General features: G+C 54.3%; 14 protein-coding genes. 11 read left to right on the top strand and 3 right to left on the bottom strand.

Annotated features, from left to right (window positions below):
- Nucleotides 1-172: 172 nt before the first annotated feature.
- On the bottom strand, nucleotides 173-1,228 hold the full coding sequence (bet, locus tag QLH52_RS01375) for a phage recombination protein Bet (protein ID WP_319960306.1): 1,056 nt from the start codon (nucleotides 1,226-1,228) through the stop codon (nucleotides 173-175).
- Nucleotides 1,229-1,373: 145 nt separating this feature from the next.
- Nucleotides 1,374-1,802, bottom strand: a complete 429-nt coding sequence (gene ssb / locus QLH52_RS01370; protein WP_319960305.1) for a single-stranded DNA-binding protein — start codon at nucleotides 1,800-1,802, stop codon at nucleotides 1,374-1,376.
- Nucleotides 1,803-1,834: 32 nt separating this feature from the next.
- On the opposite strand from ssb, the gene QLH52_RS01365 reads away from it, so the two are divergent.
- The 3 genes from QLH52_RS01365 (at nucleotide 1,835) to QLH52_RS01355 (ending at nucleotide 3,057) form a co-directional block, all read left to right on the top strand.
- Entirely contained in the window at nucleotides 1,835-2,101 is a 267-nt protein-coding gene (locus tag QLH52_RS01365; RefSeq protein ID WP_165385914.1) for a hypothetical protein, read from the top strand.
- An 81-nt stretch (nucleotides 2,102-2,182) separates the two neighbouring features.
- Nucleotides 2,183-2,860 (top strand): hypothetical protein, encoded by a 678-nt coding sequence (locus QLH52_RS01360; protein WP_033155963.1) that lies wholly within the window; start codon nucleotides 2,183-2,185, stop codon nucleotides 2,858-2,860.
- The gene (locus QLH52_RS01355; RefSeq protein ID WP_033155962.1) at nucleotides 2,857-3,057 is read left to right on the top strand and encodes a DUF7706 family protein; all 201 of its coding nucleotides are present in this window, start codon (nucleotides 2,857-2,859) and stop codon (nucleotides 3,055-3,057) included. Before QLH52_RS01360 ends, QLH52_RS01355 begins: the two co-directional genes overlap by 4 nt.
- 9 nt (nucleotides 3,058-3,066) lie before the next feature.
- On the opposite strand, the gene QLH52_RS01350 is transcribed toward QLH52_RS01355, so the two are convergent.
- Entirely contained in the window at nucleotides 3,067-3,207 is a 141-nt protein-coding gene (locus tag QLH52_RS01350; protein ID WP_165385913.1) for a hypothetical protein, read from the bottom strand.
- A 279-nt stretch (nucleotides 3,208-3,486) separates the two neighbouring features.
- Between QLH52_RS01350 and QLH52_RS01345 the strand changes: the two genes are divergently transcribed.
- Genes QLH52_RS01345 through drmB form a run of 8 tightly spaced genes read left to right on the top strand, consistent with a single transcriptional unit; the run spans nucleotide 3,487 to nucleotide 22,050 of the window.
- A complete protein-coding gene (locus QLH52_RS01345) occupies nucleotides 3,487-4,548 on the top strand; it encodes a DNA cytosine methyltransferase (protein WP_225892998.1) in 1,062 nt (353 codons plus the stop codon).
- 18 nt (nucleotides 4,549-4,566) lie between these two features.
- A complete protein-coding gene (locus tag QLH52_RS01340) occupies nucleotides 4,567-5,061 on the top strand; it encodes a very short patch repair endonuclease (protein ID WP_051669799.1) in 495 nt (164 codons plus the stop codon).
- Nucleotides 5,033-8,179: a DISARM system SNF2-like helicase DrmD gene (gene drmD, locus QLH52_RS01335; RefSeq protein ID WP_033155960.1), complete on the top strand. Its 3,147-nt coding sequence runs from the start codon at nucleotides 5,033-5,035 to the stop codon at nucleotides 8,177-8,179. The genes QLH52_RS01340 and drmD overlap by 29 nt, the downstream gene beginning before the upstream one ends.
- Nucleotides 8,176-12,540, top strand: coding sequence for an Eco57I restriction-modification methylase domain-containing protein (locus QLH52_RS01330; RefSeq protein WP_033155959.1), 4,365 nt, complete (start codon nucleotides 8,176-8,178; stop codon nucleotides 12,538-12,540). The genes drmD and QLH52_RS01330 overlap by 4 nt, the downstream gene beginning before the upstream one ends.
- Nucleotides 12,541-12,578: 38 nt before the next feature.
- On the top strand, nucleotides 12,579-14,540 hold the full coding sequence (locus tag QLH52_RS01325; protein ID WP_033155958.1) for a BbrUII/HgiDII family restriction enzyme: 1,962 nt from the start codon (nucleotides 12,579-12,581) through the stop codon (nucleotides 14,538-14,540).
- Between the two features lie 57 nt (nucleotides 14,541-14,597).
- The gene (locus QLH52_RS01320) at nucleotides 14,598-16,169 is read left to right on the top strand and encodes a Fic family protein (RefSeq protein WP_051669797.1); all 1,572 of its coding nucleotides are present in this window, start codon (nucleotides 14,598-14,600) and stop codon (nucleotides 16,167-16,169) included.
- A gap of 23 nt (nucleotides 16,170-16,192) precedes the next feature.
- Nucleotides 16,193-20,206 carry a DISARM system helicase DrmA gene (gene drmA / locus QLH52_RS01315; RefSeq protein ID WP_319960304.1) on the top strand — a complete coding sequence of 1,338 codons (4,014 nt, stop codon included), beginning with the start codon at nucleotides 16,193-16,195 and terminating at the stop codon, nucleotides 20,204-20,206.
- Nucleotides 20,203-22,050, top strand: coding sequence for a DUF1998 domain-containing protein (gene drmB, locus QLH52_RS01310; RefSeq protein ID WP_033155956.1), 1,848 nt, complete (start codon nucleotides 20,203-20,205; stop codon nucleotides 22,048-22,050). The genes drmA and drmB overlap by 4 nt, the downstream gene beginning before the upstream one ends.

Here is a 22,050-nt window from a genome sequence, read left to right as displayed (position 1 = left end):
TCCTTAACTAAAACTCAGAGCATCATGAATCCCCACACGGGCGAGTCATGACGCCCTGAAGGGGTGGTTGTTGAATGTGACGGATGCTGAAATCCAGCACACATCAGTATGAAAATGGCCTAGTAGCCGATTGCGTGATTAAGCAACAGGACAGCCCTATACAGTGAAATGACTAACGGTTGGCACTCAAAGCCTGACGCGCCTGCGTCATAGCCATGTCCTTCGCTGTCAATGGCGGCATGGCCGTCGCTTCAGATTGTTCCAATACCGGTGTGGCCCTGGGTTCGACCTCAGAGACCTTGTCCAACTCGGCTAAGGCAAACGTCAGATCGATACCTCTGAATTTCTGATTGGCATAGTCGTAGGCTGCTTTCCAGGCTCCTGCCGCCGCAGTACGTCTAACCAGTTCAGCGACCGCTTTTTGCACCTTGGGATGGATTTGCGACAGATCGATGACACGATTTGCATCAACGCCAGCATCGCCCCCAAAATCGTGATGGTCACTGCCAACCTCTGCTGCATTCAAAACTGTGGCACTACCATCGATCACGCTACCGTCGGCAATATCGTCAAGGGTTTTGCCATCCATTTCCTCGGCGGCATAACCGCATTCCTCCGGAAAAGCGGCTCTGAGCGACGCTGCTTTGCCGCATTTGGATAATTGCCCCTTAGGGCGTTTGATCCACATGGCGGTCGGCACTTGCGAGTGTTTACCGCCGGCCGTGCTATAAGCCTCTAGCCAGTAGACTTCCTCGGTAAAGGCGCAGCGTTTACCGCCGACAATCCGGTACACAGTAACCGCCACCCATTCGGGAAAGGTCACGGTGACACTGGATTCCTGCCATTGCTCGTTGTCGTCCTTGTAGCGACCGGTAAAGGTTTTGGTGATATCCGGACCCCAGACGGGTCTGTCCATACCGGCCCAAACACCGGTACGAGACGCGGTCGTCTGGATTTCCATGATGGACGGCCAGACGGTTTCGACATTGCGGCCTAAAGCGGCACTCCACATCGGTACGATATGCACCGGTTTTTTGAAGATGTCGAGCTTGCGGGCCTTGCAATAGTCCAGCGCCATCAGGATTGCTTCAGGGGTTTTAGCTGTAGGGAAAGTCACTTCCGTCAATACCTTCCAGGACTGCTCCGATATGCCGTAGCCTTGCTGGGCTGCCATCGGCATGGGTAAGTCGCGCGACTTAGGTTGATAGTTTCGGTTTTGATTGCTCATGGTGGGTCTCCTTATCAAAATGGGAACGCCATGGCCCCAACGGGGATAGTCGTCCCCTTTGGGTTGAAAAGCCGTCACCGCAAAAACGGGTCGGCAGTACGTTAAAATTTACCCGCGCTTGCGGCAGTTCATGAATCGCCTGGGTTTAGTTGAGCGGCATATCGGCATACTCGTCATCCCAATCAGTGTCTTCTGATGCCGGGTTCGATGAGGAACCGTTTGCAGAGGCGGGCACAGTTGGGCGATCGAGTAGTTGCAACTCATGCACAACCACTTCCGTGCGATAACGCTTTTCGCCGTTCTTATCCCATTGCTGGGTGCGAAGAGTGCCTTCCACATAGATCTTGCTGCCTTTCTTCAAAAGATCGCCGGCGGTATCGGCCAGTTTTTTAAAAAACACGACCCGATGCCATTCAGTTCGTTCCTGTTTGGCGTTTTTTGCATCTTTCCAAACCTCACTGGTTGCCAAACGCACTGCCACGACTTTGCCGCCGTTATTCGGTAAATAGCGAATATCCGGATCGGCGCCGAGACGGCCCAGCAAGATGACTTTGTTTACACCACGATTGGCCATGATGATGTCCTCCTATCGGCCGCGCCCGACCATTGAAAATAAAACCCACCTGCGCGGCGATGAGTCACATCCGGCAGGCACATTACCGGCTAGGAATACGCACTCCCAGACAGGATGAAAATCTAAAACACAACCATCACATCAGGCTTGACGCACCTGACACGCCGATGGATAACCACCGTCGCCGCTTAAAAACGGAACGCCGACCAAAGCCGGATTCAGATGTGAAAAATCACAACATGAAAGGTGTTGCTATTGGAGCAGATTTTTTCGAAAGTTCGTTCGTGAAATCGCAATAATTAGCGCGATTTCGCGACCAGGACAGAAATAAAGACGCCGTATCATCTGCCCCTGATGAAATCATGCAAATAGGTACTGACATGGCAGAAATACAGGTACGGGAAAAAAGCAAGCGACCTCATATCAGTCGGCCGATATTCGAGCGCACATTTAACATCAACAGCGAACAAGCCATTCGCGTCATCCGCAACAGTTATAACCGGTTGATGGTTTCGTTGTATGCGATCGACGTGATCCTGCGCATCATCGGTCGGGAAGAAACCGTCGATGAAATCGAAAGCATCGTCGGTCAGATGATTGCCGAATGCGCGGAGCAACTGCAGCAGGAAAAACTACGGTTAGAAAAACTCAAAGCCGACAATGGCATCACCGAAACGCCGAAGTACACGCACCCCAGGGAGTTTGTGGCTAAAATCGCTTCGCCGCAGATTGCGCAATTCGTCGAGTTGATTCGATTGCTGGATCAATTGATGATTGTGATGGACACCTTGTGGCTATGCCAGGTCATCTCCAACAAACACTGCATTGATGCCCGTTACCAGTGGCAGCAGCGGTTGCAGCGACTAGCCAATAAAATTGTGACAATGGAAAGACATGCGCATCAGGCGGCATATGAACAAGGCCATGGTGAAGAGCTTAGATTGGCTCGACAAGAGTCAGGACTGTTGGCTGAGCCGGGACGAATCTACGAAGACGAGGATTCAATGGTTGATGACAATGAATTATCTCCAAGTTCGGAAAAGGTCGGCGATCGATGACTGCTAATACCAATGAAATATGCTTGAGGGTGCCGCTATCCGAACAGGAGGCTTGGGATTTGGCGCAATTTCTAAAGCGAGCTGGGTTTGCCGATTTTCGAAGTAACGCGGTCGATGATGAGGAGGCCTATCGCATGCTGGCCGTGACCCAAATGATCAGAAGAAACCTGGAAGTACATGGAATAAACCCAAGGTAACCTGAGGCCTCATTCACCGATCAATTTTTTGATGCTGTCTTGACTCATTGTTGATAGGGTCAGCTTTTCAATTTCCTTGGCTTTCAGATCCAAGGCCTGGGGTTTACCCAGTTCCAGTAGCTTAGCGATGACCAGCTTGTCGGATTTCAAAAAAATCCTTGAGTGTCATTTCTTTCACACGAACGGTATCGACGCCACTCATATCTTTATGGTTTGCCGGGTCATTTACAAGAAGAATTGAATCGATATCAGCTATCAATGGCAGTGGGGAGTTACAGAGACTGGCAAGACGAATTCGTATGTAAATAGATTACGGTAAAACATGCGTTTAAATTTTCAGTTCTGTCTCATTCCAGATATTGATGTATATTTCTAAAATTTTAGCTATTGAAATTACAATCAGACTGATTTTGGAATTTACGTAATAGAATGATGCCCGATGACTATCCTGTAAATTTGGCTTGTGTCGATCTCTTCTGTGGAGCAGGCGGACTCACGCACGGTTTCACCTTGGAGGGAATTCCCGTCGTAGCAGGGATCGACCTAGACCCCGCTTGCCGTTTTCCCTACGAGACTAACAACACGGCCAAGTTTTTGGAGCGCGACATCAGCCAAGTCACGGCCAATGAGATCAATCAACTGTTTGGGAATTCAGAACTGAAAATCCTCGCGGGTTGCGCGCCTTGCCAACCGTTTTCCACCTATGCTCAGCGTTACGAGTCAGACGGTATCGACGGCAAGTGGGGGTTGCTCTATCAATTCGGACGCTTGGTCCGAGAGTCTCACCCTGATGTCATCACCATGGAAAACGTTCCGACAGTCGTCAGACATCAGGTTTTCCATGATTTCGTGGCGGAATTGAAGGATCTGGGGTATCACGTCTGGTATGACGTCATAGATAGTTCGCTATATGGCGTCCCGCAGTCTCGTCGACGTATGGTTCTTTTGGCATCCAAATTCGGCGAAATCCGAATGATCGAACCGACACATCCAAAACCCAAAACCGTCGAGCAGGTAATTGGCGGCTTGCCCCCCATTGAGGCGGGTCAAGCTCATCGAGACGATAAACTGCACATTGCTTCCACACTCACGGAAAAAAACCTACGACGCATTCGAATCTCCAAACCGGGCGGCACATGGCGCGACTGGCCTGAACACCTGAGAGCAGACTGTCACAAATCCAAGACAGGCAAGACCTATCCCAGTGTCTATGGTCGCATGGAATGGAACAAACCCGCTCCGACGATGACCACTCAATGTTATGGTTTCGGTAACGGGCGTTTCGGTCATCCAGAACAAGATCGTGCGATTTCCTTACGAGAAGCTGCAATCCTACAGAGTTTCCCCGAGAACTATTCCTTCTTGCCCGAAGGTGCCAAAGTCAGCTTCAAGGCTCTGGGACGTATGATCGGTAATGCCGTCCCCGTCGAACTTGGTCGTGCGATAGCAAAGAGCATCACCCATCATTTGTCGACCGCACTACCCAACTGACTGATTTGGATGGCATCCATGGGACGAATCCAATCTTCGTCACCAGAAGCCAGCATTCGGATGACGAAGGTCCGCCAGACGGGCACAAAAGCCGAAATGGCTTTGCGAAAAGCTTTGCATCGGTTGGGATTGAGATATCGAGTCAATTACCAAGTGTTGAAAAGGCCGCGTCGGGTCGCTGATTTGGCTTTTGCCAAGCTCAAAATTGCGGTGTTCGTCGATGGTTGTTTCTGGCATGGTTGTCCGGAACACGCGAGCTGGCCCAAGAGCAATTCGGAGTTTTGGCTGCAGAAGATCGAAGCCAACCGGGCTCGAGATGCCGATACCGATGTCAAGTTGAAAGAGATTGGCTGGACCGTGATTCGTATATGGGAACACGAATGCCCGGAAATGGCAGCCAATGCCATCAAAACGATCATAGATACCAAAAGGAACGAGGCTAAAACCAGTCTCGTCCAAAATTACAATAGTGAAGACGACACAGATGGAACTAATAAACGAAGCTGTCGATGAAAATTCTAAAATCTATGCCACGCCACCCGAACCAGGCCAGCTGGTGGAAGTCAGGCGCCGCCAATGGGTCGTAGCGGACGTAGTATCGTCCCAGTTGGCCAGCCACCACGCTCGACAAAATCTGGTGACCCTGTCGTCGATCGACGAAGACGGCCTCGGCGAAGAGCTGGAAGTCATCTGGGAAATCGAACCCGGTGCTCACACTATAGAACGCGCCGGGCTGCCTTCGATTTCCGGCCAGGACGATCCCGACACCTTGGAAGCCTTTCTCGACGCGGTACGTTGGGGCGCTGCCACCAATGCCGATCGCGGCTTCCTTCAAGCCCCTTTCCGTAGCGGCGTCAGCATCGAAGACTTCCAACTCGATCCCTTGGTCAGGGCCATCGACATGGCCCGCGTCAATCTATTGATCGCCGACGACGTGGGTTTGGGTAAGACCATCGAGGCGGGCTTGGTCATTCAGGAGATGTTGCTCCGACATCGGGCGCGCTCGGTATTGATCGTCTGTCCGGCCTCGTTACAGGAAAAGTGGCGAGTCGAGATGCTGGAAAAATTCGGTCTCGAACTCCAAATCGTCGATACCGCCTACATCAAACAATTGCGCCGCGAGCGCGGCATCCACGCCAATCCGTGGACTTCACATCCCCGACTGATCACCTCCATGGACTGGGCGAAATCGGGCGAGGGTCTACGCCTGATGCGAGACGTCCTGCCCCCGCACATCGAGTTCCCGCGTAAATTCGACATCTTGGTGGTCGACGAAGCTCATAACGTCGCACCCTCGGCCGGGGCGCATTATGCCCTGGAAAGCCAACGTACTCGGTTCATCCGCGCCATCGGTCCGCATTTTCAACATCGATTGTTCCTGACGGCGACGCCTCACAACGGCTATACGGAATCGTTCACCTCCTTGCTCGAATTGCTCGATGATCAGCGCTTTGCGCGCAACATCCTGCCGGATGAAAAACGGCTTTCGCAAGTCATGATTCGGCGGCTGAAGAGCGATTTGGTCGATGCCGATGGCAATCCCCTCTATCCCAAACGGGTCTTGCAGCCCTTATTGGTGGGCTATACGGACGAAGAAAGGGCCATTCACAAGAAACTCGACGACTATTGCGCCAGCCGCGAACAATATGCCGCTGGAGAAGGCGATGCCTTTGGGACGGCCTTTACCAACCGCTTGTTGAAGAAACGTCTGTTCTCGTCGCCCGCTGCTTTTGCGTCGACCCTGGAAAAACACATCGCCAGCCTTTCCGGTGCGGGTAATCGGCAAAGGCGAGACACGATGGCCGAACGCATTTTGTACAAAGCCATACTCAAAGTCGAAGAAGACTATGCCAACGACGAAGAGTATGAAACTGCCCAAGCCGAAGCCGTCGAAGAGGCTTCTCGGCGCGCCCCCGAACTCACCCCGGAACAACGTCGGTCATTGGATGAACTCAGGACTTGGGCGCAGCGTGCCAAGAATCAAGCCGATTCCAAAGCCAAGGCCGTTCTGGCCTGGTGCCAAGAACATCTGAAAACGAACGGTGATTGGAACGACAACCGCGTCATCCTGTTCACCGAATACCGCACCACCCACCAATGGTTGCATGAAATCCTGGCCAGTCACGGTTTCGGCGGCGAGCGACTCGAAATCCTTCACGGCGGCATGGACCACGACGAACGGGAACGCATCAAGGCCGCCTTCCAAACCTCGCCGCGCGATTCCGCCGTACGGATATTACTTGCCACCGACGCCGCATCCGAAGGTATCGACCTCCAGAATCACTGTCATTGCCTGATCCACCTGGAGATTCCTTACAACCCCAACGTCATGGAGCAACGCAACGGCCGTATCGATCGTCACGGGCAACGACACAAGGAAGTGTCGATCTGGCACCCCGTCGATGGCGGCAATGGCGAGGACAAGGTCGGTGGTCACGCCGAGGACATCATTCGGGCACTACGCAAACTCGAATCGATGCGCGCCGACATGGGCAGCGTCAATCCAGTCATCGCGCCGCAAATGGCCGGCTTGATCGAGGGTTCCGCCGAGGAACTCGACACACGGATGGCGGAAGCGAAGATAGCCAGCGCCCGCAAGTTCGTGAAGGCCGAACGACAACTCGAGGAACGCATCGCCAAGTTACACGAAAGGCTCCTGGAAACGCGTCACGACTTCCATCTCACACCTCGGCACATCGAAATGGCGGTCAAAACCGGACTGAAGCTCGCCGGCAAGCCGCCGCTAGAACCCATCGACTTGGATTCCGCGCCGCTAGGCACGGTCTTCAAAATGCCCGCACTGGCGGGTACCTGGGCGCGATGCCTCGAAGGTCTGCGGCATCCGCATACCCAGGTCACCCGACCCATCACCTTCGATCACGAGGTCGCCAATGGCCGGGACGACGTGGTACTGATCCACCTCAATCACCGCCTGGTTCAGATGTGTCTGCGCCTGTTGCGGGCGGAAATCTGGGCTCAAGACGACGTCAAAAAACTCCACCGTGTCACGGTCCGTAGCGTGAGCGAACCCGAATTCACTGAAATCGCTGTCGTAGTGATTTCCCGGCTGGTGATCACCGGCGGCAATCATCACCGCTTACACGAGGAATTGACCTATGCGGGCGGTTATCTGCGTGAGCAGGGCTATAAACGTGAAGAGGGGGTGAAGCGGATCGAAGCCTGGTTGGAGCAGACTCAGCAATCCATGGTGAATGAAGCGGTTTTGGAATTGCTACGCTCGCGTTTCGAGCGTAGCGAAAATGCACTGTTGCAAACCATCGATGCCCGTTCCAAGGATAGGCTCAAGCACTTGATCAACACCCTGAATACCAGAAAAGACCGAGAGATCGACGACATCACCAACGTCCTATCCGAACTCGAAAAGGCCATTCAAGCCGAATTGCACAAAGACGAACAGCCTCAACAATTCGACCTATTCAGCGATGACGAGAAAACCCAGCTCAAACGCGATCTCGGCGCGTTACGCGCGCGTCTGGATGGCATTCCCCAGGAACGCCAGCGTGAAATCCAAGCCATCGAGGCCCGCTATGCCGATTTCACCGACCGAACCTTCCCGGTCGCGGTCGTCTTCCTGGTCCCAGCCGCCATGAGCGTTGAAGGACGAGCATGAGCTTCAACGATACCAATACCGAATGGTTGTCACTGATCGAAATCTCCGGTCCCTTCCTGGCGGTGCCGGTACTGAAAGAGGTATTCCCGCAGGGCCTCGAACAACTGGATGCCAACAAACGCAAACGCCTACGCCAAGCCTATGAGGAATGGCGTGACGGCCTGGAAAACGACGACCCGCATTTTCCGGAATTACATCAGGCCTGGATAGACGAAGTGTTGGCCCGTGGTTTGGAATTGGACGAAGACGGACGCGGCGATGTCTTGAAGCGTAGCTCGGCCATTCCCGATGAACTCATCGTCGATTTACCCGAATACGGAATGAAACTGGTGCCCGATGCCGCCGTGATCGACGAACAGAGCGGCAATGCTCTGATGTTGGTCCAAACCTTCCCGGTCCACACCGATCTGGAAGCCACCAGTAAGCGTGATGGTTGGGCCACCAGCCCGGCGGAAAGGATGGTGAACCTCTGCCGCAAAACCGGATGCCGCTTGGGATTGCTCACCAATGGTGAACGCTGGATGCTGGTCGATGCACCGGTCGGCGCCGTCACCACCTTTGCCAGTTGGTATGCCCGTTTGTGGGGGCAAGAACCGGTCACGCTGCAAGCCTTCGTGCATCTGCTCGGTATCCGCCGTTTCTTCGTCGACGAGTCGGAACGACTGCCGGCGTTGTTCGATCGCTCGCTGAAACACCAAGACGAAGTCACCGAAGCCCTCGGCGAACAGGTCCGTCGAGCCGTGGAAGTCTTGATCCAGGCCTTGGACAAAGCCGACCTGGACCGAGATCGAACCCTGTTGGCCAACGTTTCGACCGCCGAAATCTACGAAGCCGCACTGACGGTGATGATGCGCTTGGTGTTCCTGCTATCGGCCGAAGAACGCGGTTTGTTGCTGTTGGGTGACGAACGCTACGAAGCCCACTACGCCTTGTCCACGTTGCGGATGCAGTTGCGTTCAGACAGCGCGGAAATCCTGGAAAGACGCTGGGATGCCTGGTCGCGATTGCTGGCATTGTTCCGCGCTGTCTACGGCGGCATCGAACACGAGAATCTGCGCATGCCGGCCTTGGGTGGCTCGTTGTTCGATCCCGACCGTTTTCCGTTCCTGGAAGGACGGGACAAACACAGCCAATGGCGCACCGATCCCGCCAAACCATTGCCCATCGACAATCGCACCGTCTTGTTGCTGTTGGACGCGATCCAGCAATTCCAAGGTCGCACCTTGTCCTATCGGGCACTGGACGTGGAACAGATCGGTTACGTCTACGAAGGCTTGCTGGAACGCACCGTCAAACGCGCCAAGGACGTCACTCTGGAATTGCGTGCTACCAGCACTGCCAAAGTACCTTGGGTGACCCTGACCGAACTGGATATTGCGCGAAAAGCCGACGATGAAAAACTGGCCGACTTACTCCGCGAACGTTCCGGCAGTTCGGCCAGCCGTATCCGTAACGACCTGGCAAAGGCCGTCGACGACGTGTTGGCCGACAAACTTTTGACCGCATGTCACGCAGACGTGGCGTTGCGCGATCGCGTCAAACCCTACGCAAATCTGCTGCGTGTCGATCCCTGGGGTTACCCGTTGGTCTATCCCACCGGCTCATTCATGGTCACCACCGGTTCCGACCGGCGTGAGACCGGAACCCATTACACCCCCAAATCCCTGACCGAAGCCATCGTCACCGAGACTCTTACGCCTGTGGCCTATGTCGGCCCGGCGGAAGGCAAACCACGCGAAGTATGGCAACTCAAATCGGCCGCCGAACTGCTGGATCTCAAGATTTGCGACCCGGCCATGGGTTCAGGTGCGTTCTTGGTGCAAGTCTGCCGCTGGTTGGCGGAACGCTTGGTAGAGGCCTGGAGCCAAGCGGAATCGGCAGGCAAATACGTCACGGTCGACGGCGAGGTTCGCGACGCGGTTACCGACGAGGAATCCTTGCCGAGAGACGACGAAGAACGCATCGTCATCGCCCGCCGCCTGATCGCCGAGCGCTGCTTGTACGGTGTGGACTTGAATCCATTGGCGGTGGAACTCGCCAAACTGTCGATCTGGTTGGTGACGCTTGCAAAAGGACGGCCGTTCGGCTTTCTCGATCACAATCTGCGATGTGGTGACAGTCTGCTGGGCATCCATCGTCTGGATCAACTCACCGAACTGAGTATGACGCCGGGTCAAAAGAACACGCAGATGCGCATCTTCGGCCGAAACATCGAACAGGCCGTGGCCGAGGCCATCGAACTGCGCAAACGTTTACGCCAAATGCCGATTCGGGACATTCATGACGTGGAAGCGATGGCCAGGCTAGATACCGAAGCCAAAGCCAAACTCGAAGCACCGGAACGGATTGCGGATGCATTCGTCGGTGAAGTGTTTAGGACGGGCGGGAATCAAAATGCTCTCGATGCGGCGTTGATGACCTTGTCCATCGAGGCAGAGCAGTATTTGCAAGGAAATACAGATGCCAAAAATCAGTTGAGACGACGAGCGAACTTCGGCTTATCGATCGATCTACCCGATGATAAAAATTCACGCCAACCGTTCCATTGGCCATTGGAATTTCCGGAGGTCTTTAAGCACGAGCGCGGTGGCTTCGACGGCATCGTCGGCAATCCACCCTTTCTAGGCGGGCAGCGCATCACCGGCGTCGCGGGCACTGCTTTCCGCGATTGGCTGGTTGATCATATCGCAGAGGGGAGGCGTGGCTCGGCGGACCTAGTTGCCTATTTCTTTCTGCGGAGTTGGAGTCTGCTGCGCGATAGTGGTGGTTTCGGACTGCTAGCAGTCAACACCATCGCGGAAGGTGACACGCGGCAGGTCGGGCTGGAGGCCATGGTCGGCGCGGGCGTCGTAATCTATGCGGCTTACCCGAACGAAGCCTGGCCCGGTAAGGCAGCAGTCGTCACCAGTCGCGTGCATGTTCATAAGGGAGATTGGCGCGGCGGACGTTCGCTGCTCGGGCGACCGGCTCCCTTCATTTCGGCTTTTCTGTCCGATCAAGAGGAATGGAGTCCGATGCGTCTAAAAGCCAACGAGGGTATTGCGTATCAGGGCTCGATCGTGCTTGGCATGGGCTTCGTGCTCCTACCCGATCAGGCTCGCAGGATGCTGGATGCCGATCCGAGGAACGGCGAAGTGATCTTTCCCTACATCAACGGCGATGATCTCAATTCAGACCCTGAGCAGAAGCCGAGCCGCTGGGTGATCAACTTCTGGGATTGGCCGGAAGCGAAGGCGAGAACGTACAAGCTACCTTACGAGTGGTTGGAGGTGAACGTGAAAGCGGAGCGCCTTGCCAATAAGGATAAGGGAGCACGCGAAAAGTGGTGGTTGTTTCTCCGGGCAAGATCTGAGCTTTATCATGCCATCGGTCGTGGTCGCGATTTCGAACGTCACCCGGTGGGCTGGTCTTCAGAAACTTGCCAGATGGAAAGTGTGTTCTGCCTGTCGCGAGTCACAAAGTTCATCGCTCCTGCAGTCACGCCTTCAAACTATGTGTGGTCTGACAGCATGGTTGTTTTCTGTTCCGATTCATTTGCACTTCTGGGGCTTTTGTTTAGCCAGTTTCACGAGGTGTGGGTTCGTAAGAATGCTTCTCGTCTAGAAAGCCGACTGAGATATACTCCGAGTGATGCTCTTGAGACGTTACCGCTCCCACTCGTATTTCCTGACGATCTGGGTACCATTGCCAGACGATTTTTGGATAGTCGAGCCGCAGTTTCCAGAGATTTTGGAATTGGTTTGACGGATGTCTACAACCGCATCCATAACGACACCGATCGCGATCCTCGCATTGAAGCGCTGCGTGAGTTGCAACGCGAAATAGACACCACCGTCATGAGTGCCTACGGTTGGGATGACCTTGACCTCGGTCACGGTTTCCACGAAGTGCCATATTTGCCGGAGAACGACCGCGTCCGCTTCACCATTTCGGAGCCTGCACGTGTCGAAGTCTTACGGCGACTGTCGGAATTGAACCGTCAGCGTTACGAAGCAGAAGTCGCTGCCGGGTTACATGGAAAATCTAATACCAAGATCAAGTCGACTCCTAAATCAAAGAGCAAACCTTCATCGGTGCAGCAATCTATTCAAACCAGTTTGTTTGATACGCCTGTTCCATCGCCTGAGCCTTCAGCTTCATCTCAAAGTTCCAAGCGCGGTAATTCTTGGGGTTCGAACGCATCCGATCAAATCCTCGCCTGGCTCGAAGCTCACAAAGGTTGGTTCACGAAATCAGCCATTTTGAATGGTTGTGGTGCCGACCCGGGTTGTTGGAGTGACGCACTAAATGAATTGATCAGCGATGAATTCGTGGAAACTCAAGGTGACGAATCATGCATGAAATTCAGAGCCAAACCATAAATGATTGAAACGGCAGGAATTCAGAAAAAGGATAAAAAATGAGCGATTCACCATACAAAATGCAGTTGGACTTGCGGGTTCTCGATCATCTGGGCTTGCATCTATACAGTAATGCAGCGGCAGTATTGTCCGAGGCAGTGGCCAATGCTTGGGATGCCGATGCAAAAAACGTCAGTATCAAAATTGACAAGGACAGAATCGTGATTGAAGACGATGGAGTTGGTATGGCTTTGAACGATATCAATGACCGTTTCCTCTATGTCGGTTATGACAAACGACAAAAAGAAGGAGCCAAATCTCCAGGTGGTCGTGCATTCATGGGAAGGAAAGGCATCGGTAAGCTTGCACTATTTTCCATTGCCGATGTCGTCGCCGTCATCACTACCAAAGGTAGCGAACATCATGCGTTTCGAATGGAAACGAAGGGAATCGAAGCCGCTGTTTCACGTAACGAGGAATATAAACCCGTTCCTACCAACGATGAACCTCCATCAAAGGGCACTCGAATAATTCTGACTCAGTTGAAAAAGAAGCGCACGAGCCAAACGGTAAATGCTTTAAGAAAGCGTATCGCCAGGCGCTTTTCGATCATTGGCATCAAATCAGAAAATGGAGATAGCTTTGATGTCCGAATCAATGATTTGGCGATCGGACCGGCAGATCGAGAGGATTTCAAGGCGATTGAATTTTTGTGGGAGTTTGAACCTTCGGAGCGTATCCCAGCTGGTTTTTGTCCTGGTTTAAAGAAACGTTTCTTGTTACCAAACCAAATATCAGTTATTCGTCCCGATTGGATCGTAGGTGGTTGGTTAGGCGCTGCGTCCCGACCCAAAAAATTGGCATCCGAAGATGCAGGCCTAATGAATGGGTTGGTCGTGATTGCCAGAGGACGCTTGATCCAGGAAAACATCCTGGACAAACTGGGATTCAATATGCTCCTTGGGAATTATCTGACCGGTCAAATCGAAGCCAATTTTCTGGACGTCGAAAGTGAGGAAGATATTGCCACCAGTGATAGACAGCGGCTGATGGAAGACGATGAGCGATATGTCGCCTTGAGAGATTTTCTCCGCAAAACCTTGGTTTCAATTTCTGATGACTGGACGAAGTTGAGAAATGAAGCGCGAGGAAAGGAAGCAGTCGAAGAGACCCCAATTTTGGGAGAGTGGATCGACAATCTACCAGAAGGTCAAAGAGACGCCGCAAGGCGGACACTTGGAGTGATTTTAGGCGTGGAACTTGAATCCGAGGAAGATCGTAAGGATTTATATCGCTCTGGAATGCTTGCATTCGAACGACTTCGATTGAAGGATGCCAGCCATAATCTTGGAAATTTACCTGCCCTAACTGCAGAGTCGTTGCTACCGTTGTTAGCTGACTTATCTATGCTGGAGGGCTCAATGTATAGGGATATCGTCAGGGCGAGATTGGATGTAATCGTGAAATTTGAAGATCTGGTCGATGTTGACGCCAAGGAAAAGGTCCTTCAAGCACATCTGTTCGAAAATTTATGGTTACTAGATCCCGGCTGGGAAAGAGCTGCGGGTAGTGAACGAATCGAGCAAACATTAAAACGAGATTACAAGGATTTCGCTGCTGATTTGACTGATGATGAAAGTAAAGGGCGTTTGGATATTCGCTATAAGACGAATGCGGGAGAGCACATCATTGTGGAATTGAAACGCGCTGGTCGACCAATGAAGTTGGTGGAATTACAAGAGCAAGGACAAAAATACAGGACGGCACTCGCCAAATGTTTGAAGGCGGAAGGAAATGAAAATCCATTGATTTCGATCATTTTCGTTCTCGGGAGCCCCGTAGCCGAAGAGGAAGAGTCATACTTACCTGCAGGTTATGTAACCAATACATTACAACCGTTAAATGCACGAGTCATGTACTACGACCAGTTGATCAAATCTGCTAGAGATGCCTATGCCGAGTATTTGGATCGGTCAAAACAGGTCGATCGAATCGACAAATTTCTTTCAAAGCTCAAGTAAAAGAGCTGATAGGTAAATTATCTTCTGTGGCGCAGCGAAAGTTAAAAGAATCACTAAATGGCTGATTTGAACGTCAGGACGAATAATCTCCAATCCTTGCTGTCATCCGGCGAATGGAACGACGCCGAATTCAAGGAGGCGCGTAACGCCTTGCCGAAATCCGCGTTCGAGACCGTCTCGGCGTTCGCAAATACCCATGGCGGCTGGTTGGTATTGGGTATCAAGCAGGACGGCGAGCAGTTCGAGATTCGAGGTGTCGACGAACCCGACAAGATCCAAAACGATTTTCTGTCGGTGCTGCATGCCGACAACAAGGTCAATCACGACTTGGACATCACCGAACATCGCCATGACGTCGACGGCAAGATCGTGTTGGCTTTCCACGTCGCCGAGAATCCGCGTAGCCGTAAACCGGTCTATTTGGATGGCGACATCCGCCGTACCTTCATTCGCAAGGGTGGCGGCGATTACAAGGCCCAGCCTCGCGACATCGAACGCATGCTGCGGGATGCCAACGCCGATCGTTGGGATGGCCACCCCTTCACGCGGGTCGATCTCGACGAGGCTCTCCACGGCGGCAGCCTGAAGTGGTCTCGCGACCGGTTTCATGCCGCCAACCCCGGCTTCGACGTGGAACAGCCTCATTTGGACTTTCTTTACGACTGGGGCTACTTGATCAAAGATGGTGGGCGACTATTGCCCACCAATGCCTGTATCGGTTTGTTCGGTTCGCTGCGCGCGGTGCGTAACCTACTGCCACGCCCGATTTTGGACGTGCAGTTTCTGGGTTACGGCCGCCGCGACGAGATGCCCGAGACGCGCTGGATCGATCGGCTGGTGTGTGAAGAGAACATTCTGCAAAGCTGGCAACAGTTGTTGGCCAAATACCTGTTCTTCATGCCCAAAACCTTCCGCGACATCGATCCGGCCACGCTGGAACGCCGCGATGCGCCCGCCGGATTTCGCGTTTTCCGCGAAGCCGCCATGAATCTGTTGCTGCATCAGGATTACGGCGACCACTCCCGCAAGGCGGTCATCCGGTTCTTCACCGATGGCATAGAGTTGTGGAACCCCGGCGATAGTTTTGGCGATGATGACCGCCTGCTGGAACCCGGTGAGAAGGAAGTGCGCAACCCGGCCATTGCCATGGCCCTGCGCCGCATCGACATGTGCGAACAGGCCGGCACCGGCTTGCGCATGATGCGCCGCGAATGGCAAGCATTGGGCCACGCCGAGCCCGTCTATACCAACGACCGGGCACGCAAGGCTTTCGAGCTCTTTCTGCCGGATGAAGGCTCGCGAAGGATCACCGACACTACCCCCGAAGTCACAGGGGAAGTCGCAGGGGAAGTCGAGCGCGTGATTCGAGCCGTGGTCGGCGAAATGTCCCGCATGCAAATCCAGACCGCGCTCGGCTTGAAGGGCGAAGAGCACTTCCGAAGCGCTTACCTGAAACCGGCGTTGACTGCCGGGGTGATCGAAATGACCCTGCCCGACAAACCCACCAGTCGAATGCAACGCTATCGACTCACGGAATTGGGAAAAGCCATACGCCAACGCTCGATGTCGACCTCCAAGGATCACGATCCTGGCCCAACTGATACCGACCTGAAAGGAAACACCGAATGACCGACATCAATGCCTGGATAGCAGTGGATCGAGCGTTACCCGTCGATCCCATCCTGAAAACCTTCGTGCTGATTCTTCGAGGTGAACGTTCACTGTACCAGTCGATTCGGGAAGACGATTGGATTCTGGTCATCGACGACACCCAGGCCATCACGAAAGTCGCCCGAATCATGCGGATTCGTTCCGATCTCGACGACACCACGCTGTATTTCGACCGAGCGCTGCCGTTCGAGGTGCCGGTGGTTTTGGCTGATTCCGGTTTCTCGGCGCCGTCTTCGGGTTCCGTGGGGCGGCTGCAATGGAACGACTTCATCGAGGGATTGGCCAAGATCGCGAAAGTGCGTCTCGAGGACGTGCCGGTGATCGGCTCGAGGGAAAGCGCCAAGGAAAAAGCCTACATTCGCGAGCTGTTGCAATTGGCCGTGATGGACGATCTACTCGGCCCCGCCGATGGGGCACACGAACGAATCGTCGACATGAGCGTGCGCGATCGCTATCTGGTCGGCAAATTGGCACCCAGACAAGATACTGGCGCCGCTGACGGCTGGGAAGGCTCTCGCATCGATCAAGACGAGGAGTCGGTGGATACCTCGGTGCCTGGCCAACACGAACCCGGTGCCGAATTCGCCGGAGCGACCGGTCGTGTCGAACCCGAATCCGATGCTGGCGATGAAATCGATGCCAGTAGCAACCAATCGCTGATTCCTTCGAGCATGGGGCTCACGTTTTGTGTCGCCGGCGATGCACCCACGATCGAAGTGGAGGTTCGTTTCGGATGTTACGAACGCCTATCGGGCGAGGATGGCGGTGTAACCAAGACCATCAACCGCAAGATACGCGACGCCGATGGCAACGTGATTCGGGTGGAACAGGAAGAAGTCAGGGTACGGGTTTGGCAGCGTATACCGTGTGGCGGCAAACTGACGTTGCCACTGACGACGGGCGTCATTCCCCATCAGGCACCCGATCCCGAACGACCGGAAATCAGGATTCAAGGCAGCATTCGTGCGCCGAACGCCAATGGTGACCGTTTGGTGACGCTATTTCTGGTCAATGCCCAGGAGGAACCACCCGAAAATCGTGATACTGCTTGGCTGTTCCAGCCAGAAGTGATCGTGCGGGCGGCACCGGGGACTGAAAACCAAGCGATCTTTAGACGCCGGCCTGTCTTGGATGCCAATGGTGCGGACCCAGAGCGCGAAGCCCTGGAGATGATCTACCGCAATCGCGTCGAGTTCGGTGTCGGCCACGGTGTGGCGGTTCATGCCCTGGCGAGTGAAGACGTGGCGTTGGCCACCGAGATTCGTACCGTGATCATGCCCCAATACGAGGTGCCGGTGACGGAGACGCCTGGAGAAGACACCGGAGATCGACAGGCGATGATCCAGATGTCGCATAACGGCTGGCTGGACATGCAAACCTTGGCGTCTTTGAAGCGAGAAGAATTGGTACATGCGTTGCGCATCTTGACCGACGATTATGCGGCGTGGATAAGCGAACAACGTAGCTTTATCGGCCAGGCTGTCGTGGGGCACGACGTTCAGGCTCGTTTGGCCATGGAGCGCTGCGATTCGATTCTTTTGCGTCTTCGCGAAGGGATCACCACCTTGGAAACCAATGATGCGGCGTTGGCGGCCTTTCGCTTCGCCAACCGTGCGATGGCGACTCAGCGGGTACGCAGCATCTATTCGTTGGCGATGAGGCGAAAGGAAGAGCGCACGCTGGCCAGCATCGACGTGCCGAAAAATCGCAGTTGGCGCCCCTTCCAGCTCGCCTTCTTGCTGCTTGCCATTCCTTCTTTGGCCGACCCCAAACATCCGGATCGAACCCAACCCATCGAGGCTTACGCCGATTTGTTGTGGTTTCCGACCGGGGGCGGTAAGACCGAAGCGTATTTGGGCGTCGCCGCCTTCACCATGGCCATTCGACGCATGCAACCGAACTTGGGTGGCTACGACGGCTCTCGCGGCCTGACCGTCATCATGCGCTATACCTTGCGCTTGTTGACCTTACAACAATTCCAGCGTGCCACGGCGCTGATCTGCGCGATGGATGTAATACGCAGGGAAGCGCTGAACGAGGGGGACGAATCCCTGGGCCGTGAACCCTTCACCATTGGTCTGTGGGTGGGTAACAAGGTGACGCCGGGTACCACCGAGGACAGTCATCGCGCCATCGAGGCCAGGCGCAATCCGGGTCAGAATACAGCTGGCTTGGCATCGCCGGCACAGCTCACCAGTTGCCCGTGGTGCGGTTCTGAAATCGCACCGGGCCGTGACATCGAAGTCGATCGAGACACGCTGCGTACCGTGATCTACTGTGGCGACAAAAAAGGCCAGTGCGAATTCTCCAAAGGAAAATCCAGTAAACGTTCTCATCCAGGCATACCGGTTTTGGTCGTTGACGAAGAAATCTACCATCGTCCACCGACGATGATGATCAGCACGGTCGACAAGTTTGCGATGATGGCCTGGCGCGGCGAGGTTCGGACCTTGTTCGGTCGGGCAAACCAGGAATGCCCGAGGCACGGCTTGGTATTGCCGGATGCCGACTGCCACGGTTCTCATCAGTCAAAGAAAAGCTTGCCAGCGGTGAAGGTCAAGGCGATTTCGCCGATACGCCCACCAGATCTGATCATCCAGGACGAATTTCATTTGATCAGCGGCCCGCTAGGGACCATGGTCGGTCTTTATGAGACGGCCGTGGACGAGCTGAGTGCTTGGCAATGCGATGGCTCGATCATACGGCCGAAGATCATCGCCTCGACCGCAACGGTACGCAAGGCGCGCGAACAAGTCAACAACGTGTTCATGCGCCAGGTTGCGGTATTTCCGCCCCATGGCTTGGATGTCGAGGACAACTTTTTCTCGGTTCAGCGTCCGATCCAGGAAAGGCCGGGACGCCGGTACCTAGGAGTCTGTTCGCCCGGTAGCTCGCGGCCGGCCATGTTGATTCGCGTCTATACGGCATTCTTGACCGCCGGTCAGACGCTGTTCGAGCGATTCGGCTCGGCTGCCGATCCTTACATGACGATGGTGGGTTATTTCAATTCGTTACGTGAACTGGGCGGCATGAAACGTCTGGCCGAGGACGACGTACAAACGCGATCCTATCGTGTCCAGATGAGCCTGGTCGATCGACCGGGCTTGAGCCAAAGGAGTGTCAACAACATCCAGGAGTTGACGTCTCGTGTATCCAATCAGGACATACCGAAGTACCTCGATCAGTTGGAAGTGAAGTTCAAGGTCGAATACGACTCGGACAAGGGTAAACACGTCTGCCGTTGGAGCGACGGAGAAGTCAGGGCCATCGATGTCGTATTGGCCACCAATATGCTGTCGGTCGGGGTCGACGTGAATCGTCTGGGATTGATGGCGGTGAATGGTCAACCCAAGGGAACCGCCGAATACATCCAGGCCACCAGTCGAGTCGGACGTGCCTCGCCGGGCCTGGTCTGCACGGTATTGACCTGGGCTAGACCCCGCGATCTCTCGCACTACGAAACTTTCGAGCATTATCACGCGACATTCTACAAGCACGTCGAAGCACAGTCTGTCACACCGTTCTCGCCGCGAGCGATGGATCGTGGACTGACCGGGGCGATGCTCAGTGTCATGCGTCTCAGCCATGACGAGTTTGCGCCGAACGATGGCGCCAGCCACTTACAACAAGCCCATCAACGAGAAATCGTCGACGTCGTCGAAGTCTTGGCGAAACGCGCCGGTATCGTCGAGGACAACGCCAAGAAGCAATTGGCGAAGGAGGAGTTGAAATCCAGGGCGGACGATTGGGCCAAGGAAGCCAACAAACCGGGGAGGATACTGGCTTATGAAAAACGGGGACAACAAAGAGACACCACCGTTGCGTTGATCAAGACACCTGGTTTGCGAGCCTGGGACGATTGGACGGTACCGATGTCGATGCGTGAAGTCGAGCCCGGTGTGAGATTGATCATGAACACGAATCGACTGGACGAAGATCAAGAATGGAGACCGCGCCCGACGGTCACGGAACGAGATGAAGAAGGTGAAGCATGAGTGAAAAGACGCCGGTTGGCGAGGTGCGTCCCAGCCAATTGCTGTGGACCTATGGTCCGGGGGCTCTGATCGATTTGCCGAACATGTCGGTGGTGACCTCCGGTATCGACCGTTGGGAGCGCGACCGATGCCAACCCATCCATGAGGCCCGTTTGTTGAATGCCGTGCGGCAGGTGCTGGGCGGACAGGTCGAAAGTCTGCGCATGCCTCCATTCAGCAAGAACGAAGTGGTCGATGTTTGGTCGGCCGAGTCGAACATCGGTGTTCCCGTGCGCCCCTTTCCCCGGTGGCTACGGTGTGTGAAATGCGGCTTGCTCTCACCTTATGATCTGGGTTTGTTCGGTTTGAAAGAAAATCGATATAGACCCGAAATGACGAAATTCGTGCATAAAGGCTGCACGGGTTCGAAAGGCAGTGACAAAGCCAAGGATGCCGATGCGGTTCCCGCGCGTTTCTTGTTGGCCTGTCGTGGCGGCCATTTGGACGATTTTCCGTGGCATTATTTCGTACATGGTGGTCCCAGCGAATGCAAAGGTACTTTACGTTTTTTCGAAAGCGGTGCATCGCTACAAACCGAAAATCTCTGGGTCAAATGCGATGCTTGTACGGCATCCCGCAGCATGGCGCATGCCTTTGGGCGCGCCGGTAGGGAAAATCTTCCGGGTTGCCGAGGGCGTCACCCGCACCTGGATAAATTCGATGCCGATTGCACCGAAGAACCCAGAGCGGTGCTTTTGGGAGCCACCAACAGTTGGTTTCCGATGAACCTATCGGCATTGGCTATTCCGCAACAGAATGGATCACCTTTGTCGCAGATCATCATCGATCATTGGGATGATTTTGCCGATGTCGAAGATCTCGGCGAATTGAAAGGTACCGTCAAAGCGCTGAAGAAACGCAGCGAAGCCCAAGGCATCGAAGCATACGAAGCGGAAGCGATTTGGGCTGCTATTCAAGATCACAAGAACGGTACGAATCAGCCAGTCGAGCAATCCGACATCAAAGGCCCCGAATGGTTGGTATTGTCGTCCCCGAATCCTCCGGCCGATTATCCGCATTTCATGAGTACACCCGTCGCCGTGCCGGAGAGATTCCGGTCGAAAATCAGCCGGGTGTTGCTATTGGAACGCTTACGAGAAGTCAATGCCTTGATCGGTTTCACGCGGGTCGAATCGCCGGACGAGTCGATTGGACAGGATAGAACGGCAATGGCGCCGATTTCTCGCGTCAAACCCGAATGGGTGCCAGCCAGCGAGGTTCATGGTGAAGGTATCTTCATTCAATTCGATGAACTGGCGCTGAGAGATTGGGAAGCCCAAAGAGCCGTTACCGACCTCGACGATGTCCTGCTGACTGGTCACCGAGGTTGGCGTAATGCTAGACACTTGAGCGCCGATGCCGACTACCCTGGTATTCGGTATGCCATGCTACACACGCTGGCACATCTCTTGATCAGGGAATTGGCCCTGGAATGTGGTTACAACGCCGCCAGTATTCGTGAACGGATCTACGCGGAAAATATGGATATTCCGCAAGCCGGTATCTTGATCTACACTGCTGCGGCCGATTCCGATGGCACTTTGGGAGGTCTGGTCGAACTCGGTAAACCGGAAAACTTGGGAAGATTGCTGAAACAAGCGTTGGAACGGGCCAAAGTGTGTTCTTCCGACCCGTTGTGTTCGGAGCATGATCCTGGAAAGGATAGAACGCTACATGCCGCCGCATGCCATGCTTGCTCGTTCGTGGCGGAAACATCATGTGAACGCGGTAACCGCTATCTCGACAGGGCGTTGTTGGTGCCGACCTTCGAACATGCCGAGGCCGGTTTCTTCAAGGGGTTCTGA

The organism is Methylomonas defluvii, assembly GCF_033949435.1.
GTDB classification, from domain to species: Bacteria; Pseudomonadota; Gammaproteobacteria; order Methylococcales; family Methylomonadaceae; genus Methylomonas; species Methylomonas defluvii.
This window is presented reverse-complemented; position numbering and strand designations above follow the sequence as displayed.